12 protein-coding genes are annotated in these 16317 nt (G+C 67.8%); 5 read left to right on the plus strand and 7 right to left on the minus strand.

Annotation, left to right across the window (positions count from 1 at the left end):
- Nucleotides 1-5 precede the first annotated feature (5 nt).
- Nucleotides 6-818: a hypothetical protein gene (locus BJ970_RS16360; protein ID WP_221467189.1), complete on the minus strand. Its 813-nt coding sequence runs from the start codon at nucleotides 816-818 to the stop codon at nucleotides 6-8.
- Nucleotides 819-1111: 293 nt separating this feature from the next.
- Here BJ970_RS16360 and BJ970_RS16365 point away from each other — a divergent pair, with 293 nt between their 5' ends.
- The gene (locus tag BJ970_RS16365) at nucleotides 1112-2362 is read left to right on the plus strand and encodes a helix-turn-helix transcriptional regulator (RefSeq protein WP_184727059.1); all 1251 of its coding nucleotides are present in this window, start codon (nucleotides 1112-1114) and stop codon (nucleotides 2360-2362) included.
- 10 nt (nucleotides 2363-2372) lie between these two features.
- On the opposite strand, the gene BJ970_RS16370 is transcribed toward BJ970_RS16365, so the two are convergent.
- Complete coding sequence (locus BJ970_RS16370; RefSeq protein ID WP_184727060.1) at nucleotides 2373-3473, minus strand: methyltransferase domain-containing protein; 1101 nt, start codon at nucleotides 3471-3473, stop codon at nucleotides 2373-2375.
- A 142-nt stretch (nucleotides 3474-3615) separates the two neighbouring features.
- On the opposite strand from BJ970_RS16370, the gene BJ970_RS16375 reads away from it, so the two are divergent.
- Nucleotides 3616-4212, plus strand: coding sequence for a hypothetical protein (locus BJ970_RS16375; protein ID WP_184727061.1), 597 nt, complete (start codon nucleotides 3616-3618; stop codon nucleotides 4210-4212).
- Between the two features lie 152 nt (nucleotides 4213-4364).
- Here the strand turns inward: BJ970_RS16375 and BJ970_RS16380 are convergent, their stop codons facing one another.
- From BJ970_RS16380 to BJ970_RS16395, 4 genes are all read right to left on the minus strand, one after another.
- The gene (locus BJ970_RS16380; RefSeq protein ID WP_246470864.1) at nucleotides 4365-6788 is read right to left on the minus strand and encodes a helicase-associated domain-containing protein; all 2424 of its coding nucleotides are present in this window, start codon (nucleotides 6786-6788) and stop codon (nucleotides 4365-4367) included.
- A gap of 48 nt (nucleotides 6789-6836) precedes the next feature.
- Nucleotides 6837-9125: a HelD family protein gene (locus BJ970_RS16385; protein WP_184727062.1), complete on the minus strand. Its 2289-nt coding sequence runs from the start codon at nucleotides 9123-9125 to the stop codon at nucleotides 6837-6839.
- A 179-nt stretch (nucleotides 9126-9304) separates the two neighbouring features.
- Nucleotides 9305-10054, minus strand: coding sequence for a transglycosylase SLT domain-containing protein (locus tag BJ970_RS16390; protein WP_312864275.1), 750 nt, complete (start codon nucleotides 10052-10054; stop codon nucleotides 9305-9307).
- A 189-nt stretch (nucleotides 10055-10243) separates the two neighbouring features.
- Entirely contained in the window at nucleotides 10244-12613 is a 2370-nt protein-coding gene (locus BJ970_RS16395; RefSeq protein WP_184727063.1) for a LuxR C-terminal-related transcriptional regulator, read from the minus strand.
- A gap of 124 nt (nucleotides 12614-12737) precedes the next feature.
- On the opposite strand from BJ970_RS16395, the gene BJ970_RS16400 reads away from it, so the two are divergent.
- Nucleotides 12738-13457: a DUF2461 domain-containing protein gene (locus BJ970_RS16400; RefSeq protein ID WP_312864276.1), complete on the plus strand. Its 720-nt coding sequence runs from the start codon at nucleotides 12738-12740 to the stop codon at nucleotides 13455-13457.
- Here BJ970_RS16400 and BJ970_RS16405 read toward each other — a convergent pair.
- Nucleotides 13435-13797 carry a VanZ family protein gene (locus BJ970_RS16405; RefSeq protein ID WP_184727065.1) on the minus strand — a complete coding sequence of 121 codons (363 nt, stop codon included), beginning with the start codon at nucleotides 13795-13797 and terminating at the stop codon, nucleotides 13435-13437. The two genes, BJ970_RS16400 and BJ970_RS16405, sit on opposite strands and share 23 nt — an antisense overlap.
- A 74-nt stretch (nucleotides 13798-13871) precedes the next feature.
- Here BJ970_RS16405 and pyk point away from each other — a divergent pair, with 74 nt between their 5' ends.
- Together pyk and tesB are read left to right on the plus strand one after the other, a co-directional pair.
- The gene (pyk, locus tag BJ970_RS16410; RefSeq protein ID WP_184727066.1) at nucleotides 13872-15293 is read left to right on the plus strand and encodes a pyruvate kinase; all 1422 of its coding nucleotides are present in this window, start codon (nucleotides 13872-13874) and stop codon (nucleotides 15291-15293) included.
- A gap of 75 nt (nucleotides 15294-15368) precedes the next feature.
- Entirely contained in the window at nucleotides 15369-16307 is a 939-nt protein-coding gene (gene tesB, locus BJ970_RS16415; protein WP_184727067.1) for an acyl-CoA thioesterase II, read from the plus strand.
- Nucleotides 16308-16317: the final 10 nt, after the last annotated feature.

The raw sequence follows: 16317 nt of genomic DNA on the forward strand, positions 1-16317 counted from the left end.
CCCGCTCAGTCCGCTGAGGACTCCGCGAACCAAACTGAAGTCGCTTCGTGGTAAAGGGCGCTGGGGTGGGTTGCGCGGGCGTGATTGAGTCGTTCGGCAATGTCGCGGTGCAGGAGGATGGTGGCGTGGTCGGGTTGGGACCATTGCCAGTCTGCTAATTCGCTTTGTTGCAGGTGGATTTGCTGCGCGAGTTCATCCGCGCGTAGAACGTCGTGCACGTCGCCGCGCGGCAGATTTGCGCCGAACTCGGTCCCTTTCGGTAGCGGGACGTCTCCGGGCACGTCCTTCATAGAGTGCACAGCGATATCGATCTTGCCGCAGATCAACGCCCGATCGATCTCCTTCGTGAAGTTCCCCTTCCCGCCCAGCAAGGAAAGGTCACCTGTCCAGAGATCGGCAGAGGTTTCAATTCCAACCGTTTCGATCGCTAGGCCCGGCACGCGTTGTTCGATGCTGCTCACCACGCGCTGAGTCTGGGCTTTCGCCAAGGGAGTGGTGCGGGTGCCGATGCGAAGAGGCGCATCCGCGAACCGTTCCCGGAGATCGTCAGTCATGATGTCGGAAGGAGCGGTCATGTTCAGCAGTACTCCGATCATTCCTTGGGTTTTGCATCGTCCCGCAATGCCCCAGGAGACGATCAGCCGGTTTGGCGCGCTGTAGACCCTCCAGGGCGCGGATGCGGGCATTAGCGCAGGCGCGGCAGCCCACCACGCTGATCCGCGCGTGCGCCGGTGCATCGCTGCCGATGATTCGGGAACCGCACCACGTCCGGCCGTCGCGGCGGGGATTGCATTCGTGCGCAACACGGTGATGATCAAGCCAGGTCTCGGCGTGTTCGCCGGAGGCGGTAGCGGTGTCGGCGAACCACGGCGCTGCGGTGATGGTCATCCGGCGGACACCGCCTTTTTCCGCAGTCGGACAAGCTTGGCCGGGCATCGGTTGCACAGCGCGAGCAGGACAAGCACGTGTTCGGGCATGATTAGACAATCGTCTGTAATCAACTAATTACATAAGGTCACCAGGCGGTTGTCTTTGGTCTTCTGGGAGATGTCCGGGCGATGTCCGGTGGCAGCGGGGTGACAGAACCGGTGCGCATGGACAGACTGGGCTCGTGGGAAACAAGCTCCGTGCGTTCCGCCACGCCCGACGCTGGCGTCAGCGTGACCTTGCCGACCAGGTGGAGGTGATGTCCCGGCGCGTGCTGAACGAGACGCTGAGTGTCACGGAGCGCACGATTAGTCGGTGGGAAGGCGGCGACACTCCTTCTCTGCCCGCGCAACGAGTCATTGCGGCAGTATTCGAGACTACTCCGGAAGAATTGGGATTTCCCGCCCCGGCGCCGGAAGTGGCCGTTGCCAGCGGGCTCGGCCTCGGTGACGGTTTCGCTGCTCCCGAACCGGACGCGGTTGATGCGTTCGAACTGGTCGCTCGTCTGACTCGTTCTGATGCCTCGGACGCGACGCTGGCGATGCTTGCCCGGCGGGTGGATCTGCTCTGTCGCGAATACCCGGTGCGCAGGGCTGACGAACTGCTCGCCGAGTCGCGCCGCTGGCTGGACCGGACGCTGGCCATGACCGACCGGCGCCTTACGTTGACGCAGCATCGCGAAACGCTCGTGCAAGCCGGATGGTTGTCGGCGTTGGTCGCGTGCCTCACCTACGACCTGGGCGACGCGTCCGGCGCTGAAACGTGGCGCGAGGCTACCGCCCAGCTCGGGAACGAAACGGGGCACTCCGAACTGATCGGCTGGTCCTACGAAATCGCCGCATGGATGGCGCTCACCTCTGGTCGCCCCGCCGATGCCGCCGAATACGCCACCGTTGGCGAAGAAATCGACGGAACCTCGTGCGTCAGCGTGCAACTCGCCGCCCAACGGGCGCGCGCTCTCGCGTTGGCCGGGGACCGTGTCGGTGCCGAAGCCGCGATGGCACGGGGCCGCGCAACTCTGGCTCATCTACCCGCACCGGCAGACCCCGATCACCACTTCGTGATCGACCCCGCCAAAGCAGACTTCTATGCAGTCGATGTGTACCGCATGCTGGACATGCGGGAGGCGGCTAGCGAGTATGCCCACCGCGTTCTCGATTACTGCGAACGCCCCGATGGCTCGATTCGCTCGCCCATGCGCCGAAGCGAAGCGCTGATGACCCTTGGCACGGTCGCCGCCCGAAACGGAGAACTCGACGCCGCAGTGGCCCACGGTCTGAATGCGCTTGGCGACTCCCGCAAGTGCCTGCCGTCACTGCTTGCCGTGGCCGCTGATCTGAACACCGAGCTACGGCAACACAACCACGAACCCGTCGTGGGGCAGTGGCGCGAAGCACTCGATGCTATACGGGCACCGCTCACCCTGGAGTCCTGACCAGGAGTCCCTACAGGGGCCAGCGGTGTTCGCTGTCCGGTGCGTCGATCCACACAGTGTGCGTGCCGTCTGGTGTCACGGTCAGCCCATAACGGTCCGGGGTCGGCTTGCCCGCGTCACGCCACCAGATGTAGGCCGCGTCGACCTCGTCCCATAGACGACGGGGGCCGTATTGGTGAACAGTCCACGGGTCTTGTCCTCGCACGAGGGTGACCCGGGACCACGAGTGTGAACGCACATCGTGTAGTTCGATCCTGCGGTGATCGTGGTCGAGGTCTTCCACGGTGAAGTAGCACGACGGCACCCGGAGGCCGATCGTGAAGGCCGCACGAGTGAAGGTGACCATCTCGAACAGTTCGTGTCCGTCGCGCGTGGTTTGCGTCGTTTCGGCTATGTCCAGTTCGTCCGCGGCCGGTTCGAGGAAGTCCCGGCGTTGGTGGCGCACGCGCATGAACGCCACGTTGATTCCGCACCGGCCCGACGCCGAGCGGTCCTCGTGGACTTCCAACCGGGTCAGCGCGTCGTCCCCGTAGTCGGTGCCCCACGGCGTGAGTATCACGCCACCGGGCCGTGTCTGGTCGATCCACGGCCGGGGGATCGCGCGGACGGACGCGGTGCACGTGATCCGGTCGTACGGGGCTTCTGGTGCGTATCCCTCGGCGCCATCTCCGGTCACCACCAACGGCGCGTAGCCGGCATCGGCAAGGCAACGGCGGGCGTCCTCGGCCAGGGCCGGGTCCACCTCGACCGAGACGACGTGCCCTCGCTTGCCAACCCGCGCGGAGAGCAGAGCGGCGTTCCACCCGGTCCCGGTTCCGATCTCCAAGACGCGGTATCCGTCGTGTACCTCAAGTGCGGTGAGCATGGCCGCGACCAAGGACGGCTGACTGCACGAGCTGGACGGCCGCAAGCCCAGGTTCCCCGGCGTGGTCGTGCCGTCGTCCACCTGCGTGATGATCGGCTCGTCGGCTGCTACCAGCTCACGCCAGCGTGTTTCGTCATCATCCCGCGAGACCGAGACGAACCCGTCCGTGGCGGGGTCGTCAACCCACACTACGGACGGGATGAACGGCGCACGCGGCACGGCGAGTCGTTCGTGCCAGCCAGTCACGATGTTGTGCCGCCCTACTTCTCGTCGTCGTCCTCATGCTTGTTCGGGTCGCCCTTGCTGCCCCAGTTCTCCCACTTTTCCGGCTGGGGCTCTCCCCGACCGTCGCGATCGGCGTCCCTTTTGCCCACCTTCCTACCTCCTGTTGTTTCCTGTGCTGTGCCGCGCTTTTGGCGCGGAAATATCAGCACTGGTCGTCAATACGGTGACAGTGGCCGAGCGCCGTCGTCAGCGCCCCCGGGGTTCTACACACCCTGCACTGATCGTCCAGGTAGACACAGAAAATGTCATCACCAATCCGAGCGAACATCCATACAATCGTCGTGATGCCATCGCACCGCGGATTATTCACATTGTCCGCACGCGGTTATGGATTATTCCGCGTCTACCGCGTCGGCACAACACGAACCTTCCTCGTATTTCGGGGCACGCATCCCCCATTTCAGGCTCGATGCCGTTTGCGATCATGTTGGCCACTTCGCGTTCAATTCGTTCTGCGGATTCTTCGGAAGTGGTATCCGGCTTTCCGCAACAACGCCAGGGCCTTTCCCCGCGCTTCGGGTGCCAGAACATGCGCCGAAGCGAAGCGCTGATGACCCTTGGCACGGTCGCCGCCCGAAACGGAGAACTCGACGCCGCAGTGGCCCACGGTCTGAATGCGCTTGGCGACCCCCGCAAGTGCCTGCCGTCACTGCTTGCCGTGGCCGGCCGCAAGCCCAGGTTCCGTCGTCCACCTGCGTGATGATCGGCTCGTCGGCTGCTACCAGCTCACGCCAGCGTGTTTCGTCATCATCCCGCGCGCCGAGACGAACCCGTCCGTGGCGGGGTCGTCAACCCACACTACGGACGGGATGAACGGCGCACGCGGCACGGCGAGTCGTTCGTGCCAGCCAGTCACGATGCCGTGCCGTTGGGCAAGTTGGCTGGGGAGACGGCGCGGATTCGTTCCAGGCGGAAGTTGCGGTTGTCCTCGCGCAGGTGGCAGTAGGCCTCCAGCGCATTCAGGTTCACGTCGAATGGTGTGACGATCCGCGACGACGATCGGCCGTTCTGGTCCAGGTACTCGATGTGCACCGGTGTCTCGTTGTCCACCGCATCCACGAGAAGCCGGATTTCGTGGTCCGCCAGCCGCACAGCGTGTTCGGTGATGAGTAACTCGGCGCTGATCATGCCCGCTGACAGGAGCTCGATCTGGATGCCGTCATCATGGGTCCGTTGCTGCTGAACCTCGTCGGGCTGGGCCAGCAGCCGCTCGGCGATTTCCCGGATTTCGTCGGCGTCCGGCGCTTCGGGCACCGACCAGTAGGGCTCGTCGCGCAGCTGGATCGGGGCGCGGTCGTTGCTTTTCTTGACACGTTCGACGGCGACCGTCCCGTCGGCGGTCTGCTGGATCGGGGAGTATCCGGCTTTCCGCAACGCCGCCAGGGTTTCCTTCGCCGATTTTCGCGATGCGAGCACGGTGGGCGCGAGCTCGCGCAGCGCGAGGTCGCGCAGGGATCGGTTCCGGCTTACCTCCAACAGGAGTGCTTCGTCGCCGAGCACGCAGCACTGCACCGGACGCACCTTCAGCTCGCCGAACCGCCGGCCGACATCGTTGATCAGGTATTCCAGCGTTTGCGGAATCCCGGAGTCGGAGATCTCGGCGAGGCTGCGCAGCAGGTCTTCGGTCGAGTGCCCCTGATCCATCGCCCGGCGGACCGACGCGGGGCTGAACCGCCAGGTGGACGCGGTATCCCGGTTTTCCGGATCTGCCATCAGGTTGAGCATGGCGCTGAGCGCACCGCTTGGCGTACCGGCTACCACGGCGGTGAGATCCGCTTGCAGCAGTGCGGTTTTCCGCGCACCGGGCATGAGCTTCTCGGCCGCCGAACGGAGCGCTTCATCGTCGCCTTTGCAGCAGTGCAGGCCGAATGCCGACAGCGCGCCCCGCGCGGTTGCGCCGACGGCGTCGGATTCGGCCCAGGTGAACAGCAGCGGATCGGCGATGTCGGTGACAGAGCCGTGGATCGTAGGCCGTTTCCAGGCCAGCACCGCGCCGATCTGAGCCTGCTCGGTGAGGGCCTGCCCGCGGTCCCACTCCGCCAGCTCGCCGAGCAGATCTTGGCGCAACTCGCGGTCGATCCCATCGGAGGCACCGAGAAGCGCCGGGCCGGGCTTTTCCGCCATCCGGTCGGCCGTGGGTGCGTAGGGTAGCTCCCACCACCCGCGCAGCAACGAAACGTATTGCTGCGCGGGCGGTTCTTCCCGCCACTGCTCGGCTCCATCGGCCGGCACGATGTTGCCCGCGTCGTCGCAACTCAACAGCCCGGCCGCGGCGGCGGTTTCCAACCAGAGCCGGACGTCGTGCTGGTCGGCCTTGAACGCCTTGGCGACCTGCTTGAGCACCCGGACCCCGATACCGCCGTTTTGCAGCTGCGCCATGGGATTCGTCGCGCAGCGTTCGAGCAACCGCGCCACGCCGTCGACGAGTCTGGTCGCCGCCAGCGCCGCTGCCTGGTCGACCTCGGCGCTGTCCAGCGCGGTGGTCGGCGGTGCCGGCGGGCGGGCAGTCAGCGGCGGGTGGTAGTCGGGTCCGCGCAGCGCCAGTCCGACCTCGACCGGCATTTCCAGCAGACCGTAAACGGGAGGTTTCTCTTCCACGAAAAAGCCCCGGTCGGTCAGCCAGCGCATCTCCGGGCTCTTCGCCGCCGGGGTGGGGCCCCAGGACGGTCTGATCTTCGGGCCGTGCCAGGCCACTTCGGTCGCGACTTCCTGCGCCTTCGCCGGTGCCTTCGCCAGCTCCGCGCGCACCTTCTCGGGGTCGCTCAGGAAATCCTTGATCAACCGCAGTGAGTCTGCCTTGCGTTTGGTCGGTGGCAGGTCGAGGGCATCGGCGATCGCACGGAGCGTGGTGGCGGTGTGCGGTTGGAGTAGCTTCTCGGCTGGATCACCCAACTCCATCGGGTTGGCGTTGCGCAACGGCCCGACCAACCGGTACGTGTTGTCCTTCGCCGTCGGCCAGATCATGGCGTTGTCCTGGAGCACGCGAAGCACTCGGTCCAGTTCGGTGCCGCTCTGCTCTTCGGCGACACCCAGGAAACGTTCGATCGCGTCACGGGTGCAACCGTCACCGAGCGTGCAGATCACCGCGAGCGCGTCGTGACATCCGGTGTCCAGCCGGTGCAGTGCGGCGCCTACCGATAAGGGCGAACTGAGCATGTTCGCCAGCTCGGAAAGCGATCGCGGACCCGGCACCAGGATTTCGGAGCGCACTCGCAGGAGCTCGGCAAGCCTGTCGGGACCGAGCGAGCGAAGCCACTGGACAAGAGTGAACGCCATTCGTGCAGTGTTGCATTCCAGCGGATTCGTGTTTGCGGCGCCTTGGGCTCACATCCCGCGTAGCACCGGGGGGAGCTCGCCGGGGTGGACGACGCCGAGCCGCTGCGTCGCGCGGGTCAGGGCCACGTAGAGGTCGTTGAGACCGCGCTCGGAGCCGGCCACGATCGTTGCCGGATCCACCACCAGGACCGAGTCGAACTCCAGGCCCTTGGCCTGGTCGACCGTCAGCAGCACGGCCGGGGATTCCAGGTCGTCGGGCTGCGTGCCGATCACCGCGTCCGGCAGGGATTCCGCCAGCCGCGGTCCGAGTTCGGCCAGCGACCGCGGCGGCATCAGCACCGCGAGGCGGCCTTCGTCGACCTCGCGCAACTCGTCGGTGATCGCGGCCGGCAGCTCGGCGGCCAGGTCCGCGGCCGGGATCCGGCGGGTCCACGGCTGGTGCCCGCTGGTGCGCACCGATCGCGGTGCCGCCAGTTCGGTGTCCATTTCGGACAGTACGTCGGTCGCGATGGTCATGATCTCCGCCGGGGTGCGGTAGTTGACGGTCAGCTCGGCCAGTTTCCAGCGGTCCTGGACGTACGGGTGTAGCACGTCGTGCCAGGAGCGGGCCCCGGCCAGCGCGCCGGTCTGGGCGATGTCGCCGACCAGCGTCATCGACCGGCTGGGGCAGCGCCGCATCAGCACCCGCCACGCCATCGCGGACAGCTCTTGTGCTTCGTCGACGATGACGTGCCCGAAGGTCCAGGTGCGGTCTTCGGCCGCGCGTTCGGCGGCGGTCAGGTCGCTGCTGGCGCGGAACCGCTCGGCCAGCAGTTCGGCGTCGAGCACGTCGGAGACGCGCAGCCGCTCCTCGTCGGCGAGCTCCTCGTCCTGCTCCATGATGTGCAGAACGCCTTGTGCGTAGGCGAGTTCCTCGCGTTCCTGGCGTTCGCGCTCGGCTCGTGCCTGGGCGTCGTCCTTGCCGAGCAGCTCGGCGAGTTCGTCCAGCAGCGGCACGTCGCCGGGCGTCCAAGGCGTGCCCGGCAGGCGCAGCAGTTCGTCGCGTTCGGCGTCGTCGAGGTGCTTGCGGGTCGCGGTAGCCAACCGCTCCGGTGTGCCCAGCAGGTCGTCCAGGAGTTCCTGCGGGGTGAGCTCCGGCCACAGCTGGTCCAGCGTCCTGCCCACCACCGCGTCGGCGCGCAGCTCGCGGTTGATGTCGTCGAGGTCGCGGCGGTCCAGCAGGTCGCGGCCGAGCCGGTCGGCGACCTGGAGGGTCAGCGCCGAGAACATCTCGTTGCGGAAGATCCGCCGCGCCAGGTTGTGCGGCTTGCGGGACCGGCGGGCGCGGGTACGTGCCTGGGTCGCGGTGCGCCGGTCGATGCGCAGCGCCTCGCGATCGAAGGTGATCTCGGTGTAGTCCTTGGGCACCTGCTGCCGGTCGCGGACCGCGGCGGCGAGCACGGCGACCATGCTCGCGCGGCCCTTGATCTCCGCCGCCCGCGCGGATTCCTCGCCGGTGGCCGTGATCCCCGGGTACAGTCCGCCCACAGTGGACAGCAGCACGCCGGTCTCGCCGAGCGACGGCAGCACCTGTCCGATGTAGCGCAGAAACGTCGGGTTCGGGCCGACGACCAGCACGCCGCGCTTGGACAGCTGATCGCGGAATGTGTACAGCAGGTAGGCCGCGCGGTGCAGCGCCACGGCGGTCTTGCCGGTGCCTGGGCCGCCCTGCACCACCAGCACGCCGTTCATCCCGGCGCGGATGATGCGGTCCTGCTCGCCCTGGATGGTGGCGACGATGTCCTGCATCTGCCCGGTGCGGCGGGCGTCGAGCCGGGCCAGCAGCGTGGCCTCCCCGGCCAGCCCGAGGTTGCTGCCCTGTTCGGCGGCGTCGAGGTCGAGCACCTCGTCTTCGTAGTCCAGCACCTTGCGCCAGCTGGTGCGCAGGTGGCGTCGGCGCCATACGCCGTCCCGCGCGGCGGCGGTGGCCAGGTAGAACGGCCGGGCCGCGGGGGCCCGCCAGTCCAGCAGCAGCGGTTCGTACTCGTTGTCTTCGTCGAACAACCCGAGCCGCCCCACGCGGAACGTCTCGTCGCTGTCGAGGTCCAGCCGCCCGAAGCACATCCCGTGCTCCACCGCGCTCAGCTGGGTGAGCTTGTCGGTGTACATCCGGGTGGAGATGTCGCGCTCGGTGCGGGCCTGCGGCGGACCGCCGCTGTTGCGCAGCGTCTCCTTCAGCCGCTGCGTCGTTTCCTGCCGCAGTGCGTCCAGCTTCGCGTACAGCATCGAGAGGTACTGCTGCTCGGCTGCGATTTCTTGGTCGCGGACGGTTTCCCGATCAACTCGGGCGTTGGACAATTCGCCACCTCGTGCCTGGGCGGGGTCGGAACGGCCCGCGGTCGACGCGCGGACCCGACCTGCCAATATACCGCGCCCAGTGCGTGGTCCGGGAACGCGAAGGGGAGCCCGAACCCTCGCCGCCTAAGCGTTGGACGCCAACCCTGTCGGGGTTGGCGGCCGTCCAGTAGGCGCGCGGCTCAGTAGCCCTGGTAGCCGCCGCCCGAGCGCATGCCGGCAACGCCGGGCACGTCGCTGACCGAACCGTAGGTCGAGATCGCGTACCTGGAGGCCGCGATGATGTTGTCCACCGGGTTGTAGATGTCCCCGTGCCCAGGCAGCGCGAAGGACTCGAAGGTCGGCTGGATGGTCTGCATCAGGCCGATCGACGGAGTACCCGCCGCGGCGTTGGAGTCCCAGTTGTTGGTGGCATTCGGATCGCCGTTGGACTCGTGCATGATGATCATGCGGATGGCCTCGGGGTCGACCTGGTCGCGCGAGATGCCGTTCTTCTGCAGAACGTCGATCGCCTGGTCGATCCAGGTGCCGATCTGGTCCTTCGGCTTCTCGATCACCTGCGGAGCGGGCTGCTCCTGTTTCTCCGGCGCGGCCTCGGGGGCGGGGGCGGCCTCGGGGGCGGGCGGCTGGGCCGGGGCGGGGGCGGCGGCCGGAGCCGGTGCGGGAACGTCGGCGGGTGCGGGGGCTTGCGGAACGGCCGCCGCAAGCGCGGGCGGTGGTTCGGCCTTGGCCAGCGGAGCGACGTGCGCGGCGTCCTGCACCGCTGGCTGTTCGGTTTTCGCGCTGGCCGCGCCGGTGACGATGCCGATCACGCCAAACGCGGCCACGGCGGCACCGAGCTGGACGGACCGCATCTTCGGGGGGACGCGGTGCTGCCGGTTGGCCGAGTCGCCGAGGAACGCGGCGCGGAGCCAGCGTGCCGTCTGCGGCACCGCCCGCTCCCAGCGGCGCCACCCGGACGGCCGGGGACTTCGGTCGGGGATATTTCGGTCGGGGGAATGAAGTTTGTCGGGGGTCACGACAACCTAGGCTCCGGCACGGAGCGTGCGCATGCACCGAGGTTTGTACCTAGATGCGTACCTAGATTACGCCAAATGGATGACGAAAAAGGAGGTGCTTAACTACGGAAAGTGAGGTTCGTTGGGGCTGGTGTCGTTCTCGTCACCGGACTTCAGCGCCGCCACCCAACCGCCGATCTGCGCGCGGGACGTAAAGTCCAGCTTGGTCAGGATGTTCTGCACGTGCCCCTCGACGGTGCGCTGCGCGATCACCAGGTTCTCGGCGATCTCCTTGTTGGTGTGTCCCTGCGCGACCAGCTCAGCGATCTGCCGCTCCCGCCGCGTCAACGGCATCGGATGCACGTTGTCCTCGGTGCGCGCCCGCGTGTTTCGCTTGACCTCCAGCGCGAAGTCGATGGTGTGCGTCAACGACAGCTGGCGGCCCCGGTCGAACGCCTCCTGGAACGCCTCGTCCCCGAGCGCGGCCCGGGTCTGCGCCTCGTGCTCGTCGTGGGCGGCGGCGAACCTCGCCCAGAATCCAGGCGCCGCACGCACGGCCTCCCACAGAGCCGAGGCCGCGCCGAACAGCCGGGCCGCGCGGTCGTTCCTGCCCTGGCGCTGCGCGATCCAGGCGAGTGTGTCGAGGTTGAAGGCGATGCCCAGCCGGTTGTCCAGCTGGCGCTGCAGGCGGAGCGCTTCCTTCGCCGCGGCCTCGGCCCGCTCCGGCTCGCCCCGCCGCACCTCCACCTGCGCCGACGCCCACAACTCGTAGGAGCGCCAGTACAGCTCGCCGCGTTCGGCCGTCAGCCGGATGCCCTCCGACAGCAGGCTCAATCCGGTCTCGTGATCCCCGCTCAGGCCCTTGATGAGGCCGAGCCCGTACAGGGCGAACAGCTCGCCGACGAGCACTTCGCGCTTGCGGAAATAGCTCAGCGCTTCCTCCACCAGCCCGGCCGCGCGCGGCGAGTCGTTCAGGAAGAACGCCGCCAGCCCGCGCACCAGTGCCAGGTATGCCTTCTCGGTCTCCTCGCCGCGCTGAGTGGCCAGCACCGTGGCCTGCTCCAGCATCGGCGTCACGGTGTCGAGATCGCCCTGCAGCAGAGCGAACCAGGCGCTAACCCGCAGCGCGCGCACCCGCTCGGGCATCTCGGGCGGCGTGCTGGCCAGCACCTCGTCGAGCCAGTGCCGGGCTTCACCGTTGAGACCGCGGATGCCCCAGTACTGCCAGAGGTCGGTGGAAATCCGCAGCGCCATCCCGGCCGTTCTGGGGCTCGCCGCGGCCGTGCCCAACGCGACCCGCAGATTGCCCTGGTCGCTGCGCAGCCGGCCGACCCAGGCGATCTGGTCCGGGCCGATCCATTCCGCGGCGAACCGGGCGGCCAGGTCGGCGTACCAGGCGCAGTGCCGCTGCAGCATGGTCTCCAGCTCGCCGAACTCGACGAGCTTGTCCTGGCCGTATTCGCGCAGGATGTGCGGTAGCCGGAAGCGGACCTCCCCGCCTTCTTCCTCGCGCATCAGCACCGACTTGTCCACCAGCGAGTGCATCGCGCCCAGCACGTCGGCATCGGAGAGTTCGGTTCCGATCACGTGCTCGGCCGCCGCCAAGTCGAAGGAGCCGGAGAACACCGACACGCGCGCCCACGTCAGGCGGTCCTGGTCGGAAACGAGCTCGTAGCTCCAGTCGATCAGCGCGCGCAGCGTCTGCTGCCGGGGCGGGGCGCCGCGGCGGCCCTCGGTGAGCAGGTCGTAGCGCTCGGAGATGCGCTGCTCCAGCTGCTGCAGCGACAGCGAACGCAGCCGGACCGCCGCCAGCTCTATCGCGAGCGGGTTGCCGTCCAGGCGATAGCACAGCCGCATGAGCGCGGTGGCGTTGTCGCTGGTGATTTCGAATTCGGGTACCGCGGCCTTGGCCCGTTCGACGAACAGCCGGACCGAGGCGAACTGCTCGTAGGCCTCCGGCGGCGGCAGGTGCTCGATGTCGGGAACCTGGAGCGGCGGGACGACCATGGTGGCCTCGCCGGCGGCCCCGAGGGACTGCCGACTGGTGGCCAGCACCCGCACCCCGGGGCACCAGCGCACCACGGAGTCCACCAGCAGCGCGACGTCCTCGACCACGTGCTCGCAGTTGTCCAGCACGAGCAGCATCTCGCGGGACCTGAGCTGTTCGATGACGGTGTCGACGTCCTGACCGGTCGACGGGCCGCCGATGCCCAGCTGTTCGATGACCGCGTCGACCACGAGCGACCCGTCCCGGACGTCCTCCAGTTCGACGCACCAGGCCTTGTCCCGGAACGAGCGGCGCATGTTGCCGGCGACCCGCATCGCCAGCCGCGTCTTGCCGACACCACCGGGGCCCGTGAGGGTGACCACCCGGGATTCCGCGAGCAGGCGCTTGGTAAGGGTGATCTCGCGGCGTCGACCGACGAAGCTCGTGACGTCGGCCGGGAGGTTGCCCGTTGACTCTCGCACACGGGCCCGAACAGTGGAGACCACGCCCCGAGCTTAACCCGCTCCGCGGGCCGCTGACCTGGGATCTTGTTCCGGACCCCGGGCCCCGGGCACCGGGCACCGCCGGCTGGCGCGGCCTGCTAGGAACATGCGGATGTTGGGAGGAGCAGTGCGCGACACCGTGGAGCCGAGGTTTGCGGGCTTCGGCAGGGGAGCGGTCGAGTTCTATGCAGGACTCGAACGAGTCCAGGCGGGCCTGCTGGATTCGCGCCAAGAGGTGGGCAGCGCCAAGGCGTATTGGAGCGAGAACCTCGTGTTCTACCGGGAGCACGTCCGCGGGCCGATGGAGGCTTTGCTCGCCGAGCTGGAGCCCGAGTTCGCCCCGGGATTCGGGACCGGCAAGGTTTTCCGTCCGCATCGGGATGTGCGGTTCAGCGCCGACAAGTCGCCCTACAAGACGCACTGCGGCGCCGTGATCGAGCAGGGGCGCGGTGGCGGCGCCTACTACGTCGAGATCAGCGCGGACGGGATGCTCGTCGCCGGCGGCTGCTTCCACACCGAATCCGACCAACTCGCGCGATTGCGCGCCGCGGTGGACACCGACATCCACGGCGAACGGCTTCGGGCGCTGCTGGATGAGCTCGTCGGCCAGGAGTGGGAGATCGCGGGGGAGACGCTCAAGAGCCGACCGCGCGGTTTCGCCGCCGAGCATCCCAGGCTGGATCTGTTGCGGCACCGCACGCTGTACGTGTCCCGCAGTTGGGAGGCCGACGACACCCTGTACGAACGCGCTTGCCTGGAGCGGGTTCGGCAATCCTGGGTCGCGGTGCGCGAACTCAACCAATGGTGCGCCGATCACATCGGCGTCACCGAGAAGAAGCGCCGCTGAACCGCCGCACGGCGGCGATGATCGCCCAGCCAACCGCTGCGCCCGCCATGTCGACCAGCCCGTCGGTCAATTCGCAGCTGCGGCCCAGCGGCAGCAGCCCCTGCAGCACCTCCGACGCCGCCGCGTAGCCGACCAGGCCGGGCAGCAGCCTCGACGTCGGGAACCCGGCGATCCGGCCGGTGCCGGCCAACGTCGCAAACAGCACGAAATGCACCACTTTGTCGGTGCCGGGCGGCGCGGTCGGCACCCCCGATTCCGGCATGAACAGAATGACCAGACTGGCCAGCGCCGCGATCCCGAACGGTATCCGGGTGCGCCGTGTTCTGTAATGATCCAGCAACGATTTCCCCGATCGGCGTCGACAGGCATGGCTGATTGCTGCGTGCGCCGGTCAACAGACTACGCTGGCATAACGTGAGTCGACGAGCCAAGATCGTTTGTACCATGGGCCCCGCCACCGCGAACCCAGACAAGGTGGCCGAGCTCGTCAGCAGCGGAATGGACGTCGCCCGGCTGAACTTCAGCCACGGCAGCCACGCCGATCACCAGCAGGTTTACGAGATGGTCCGGGCCGCGGCCAAGGAATCCGGTCGCGCCGTCGGCATCCTCGGTGATCTGCAGGGACCGAAGATCCGCCTCGGCAAGTTCGCCGCCGGGCCGGTCGAGTGGCGAACCGGCGACACCGTGCGCATCACGGTCGACGACGTCCAAGGCACCCACGACCGGGTGTCCACCACCTACGAGGGCCTCGCCACCGATGCCAAGATCGGCGACCGATTGCTGGTCGACGACGGCAAGGTGGGGCTGACCGTCATCGGCGTCGAGGACAACGACGTCGTGTGCGAGGTGACGGAGGGTGGTCCGGTCTCGGACAACAAGGGGCTTTCCCTGCCGGGCATGGATGTTTCGGTGCCCGCACTGTCCGAAAAGGACATTGAGGACCTGGAGTTCGCGCTCGAACTGGGCGTGGACTTCATCGCGCTGTCCTTCGTCCGCAGTCCGGCCGACATCGACCTGGTGCACCAGGTGATGGACCGCGTCGGCCGCCGCATCCCGGTGATCGCCAAGCTGGAAAAGCCGGAGGCGGTCGACAACCTGGAGGCCATCGTGCTGGCCTTCGACGGCGTCATGGTCGCCCGGGGTGACCTCGGCGTCGAGCTGCCGTTGGAGCACGTGCCGCTGGTGCAGAAGAAGGCGATCCGGATCGCGCGGGAGAACGCGAAGCCGGTCATCGTCGCCACCCAGATGCTCGATTCCATGATCAACAATTCGCGTCCGACGCGGGCGGAGACCTCCGATGTCGCCAACGCGGTGCTGGACGGCACCGACGCGGTGATGCTCTCCGGCGAGACCAGCGTCGGCCGCTACCCGATCGAGACCGTGCAGACGATGTCACGCATCGTCGAAGCGGTCGAGGCGGGCTCGACGGAACCGCCGCCGCTGAGCCACGTCCCGCGCACCAAGCGCGGCGTCATTTCCTATGCGGCGCGCGACATCGGCGAACGCCTCAACGCCAAGGCACTGGTCGCCTTCACGCAATCCGGCGACACCGTGCGCCGGCTGGCCCGGCTGCACACCAGGCTGCCGCTGCTGGCGTTCACCCCCGAGGAATCCGTGCGGAGTCAGTTGGCTCTCACTTGGGGGACGGAGACGTTCTTGGTGCCTAAGGTGGACACGACCGACCAGATGGTGCGACAGGTCGACCAGGCGATGTTGTCCCTGGGCCGGTCGCAGCGCGGCGACATGGTGGTCGTGGTCGCCGGCTCGCCGCCCGGCACGGTCGGTTCGACCAACCTCATCCGTGTGCATCGGCTGGGCGAGGAAGATCACGTCTGATCCGCGTACTCGGACGGGAGCCAGTCGCGCTCCCGTCCGGTCACCGGACGGGAGCCAGAGCACTAGGAGCGCGCAGTGACCGAAGCCGCCCGAGCCGCAGCCGCCGATCCGGCCGGAACCCGTCTGGAAAGCGCGGTGCCGCTCGACGTGAACGGCACGCCGCACGGCCAACCGGTGCTGGACAGCCTGGTGGCCCTGCTGGACCTGGAGCGCATCGAAGAGAACATCTTCCGCGGCGTCAGCCCGGCCTCCTCGACGGTCCGGGTTTTCGGCGGGCAGGTCGCCGGCCAGGCGCTGGTGGCCGCGGGTCGCACCGTGCCGCCGGAGCGGAAGGTGCACTCGCTGCACGCCTACTTCATCCGGAGCGGCGACCCGAGCATCCCGATCGTCTACGAGGTCGACCGCACCCGCGATGGTCGATCGTTCACGACCCGCCGCGTCGTCGCGGTGCAGCACGGCAAGGCGATCTTCTCGCTGTCGGCGTCCTTCCAGGTTGAGGAGGAGGGCATCGACCATGCCGAGGCGATGCCCGATGTGCCGGATCCCGAGACGCTGCCGACCTTCGGCGAGCAGATCGGTCCGCTGTTCGAAAAGCTGGGGCCCGTCCAGCCACGGCCGATCGACGTGCGCTACGTGACCGAGCCGCCGTGGGTGAGCCGCGAACACGGTCCGCGCGAGGCTCGCAGCCAGGTGTGGATGCGCGCCGACGGCGTGCTGCCCGACAACGACCTGCTGCACGTGTGCACCGCGGCCTTCGCCTCGGACATGACGCTGCTCGACGCGGTGCTGGCCCGGCACGGCATCTACTGGGGCCTGGACAAGATCAAGGGTGTGAGCCTGGACCACGCGATGTGGTTCCACCGCCGCTTCCGCGCCGACGAGTGGCTGCTCTACGACTGCGCCTCGCCCAGCGCCTCCGGCGGTCGCGGCCTGGGCACCGGCAGGTTCTTCTCCCGGGACGGGCGCCTCGTCGCTACCGTCGTCCAAGAGGGCGTGCTGCGCCTCCGCGACTGATCTTCGGCGA

It is taken from the genome of Saccharopolyspora phatthalungensis, from assembly GCF_014203395.1.
In the GTDB taxonomy this organism is placed as follows: Bacteria; Actinomycetota; Actinomycetes; order Mycobacteriales; family Pseudonocardiaceae; genus Saccharopolyspora; species Saccharopolyspora phatthalungensis.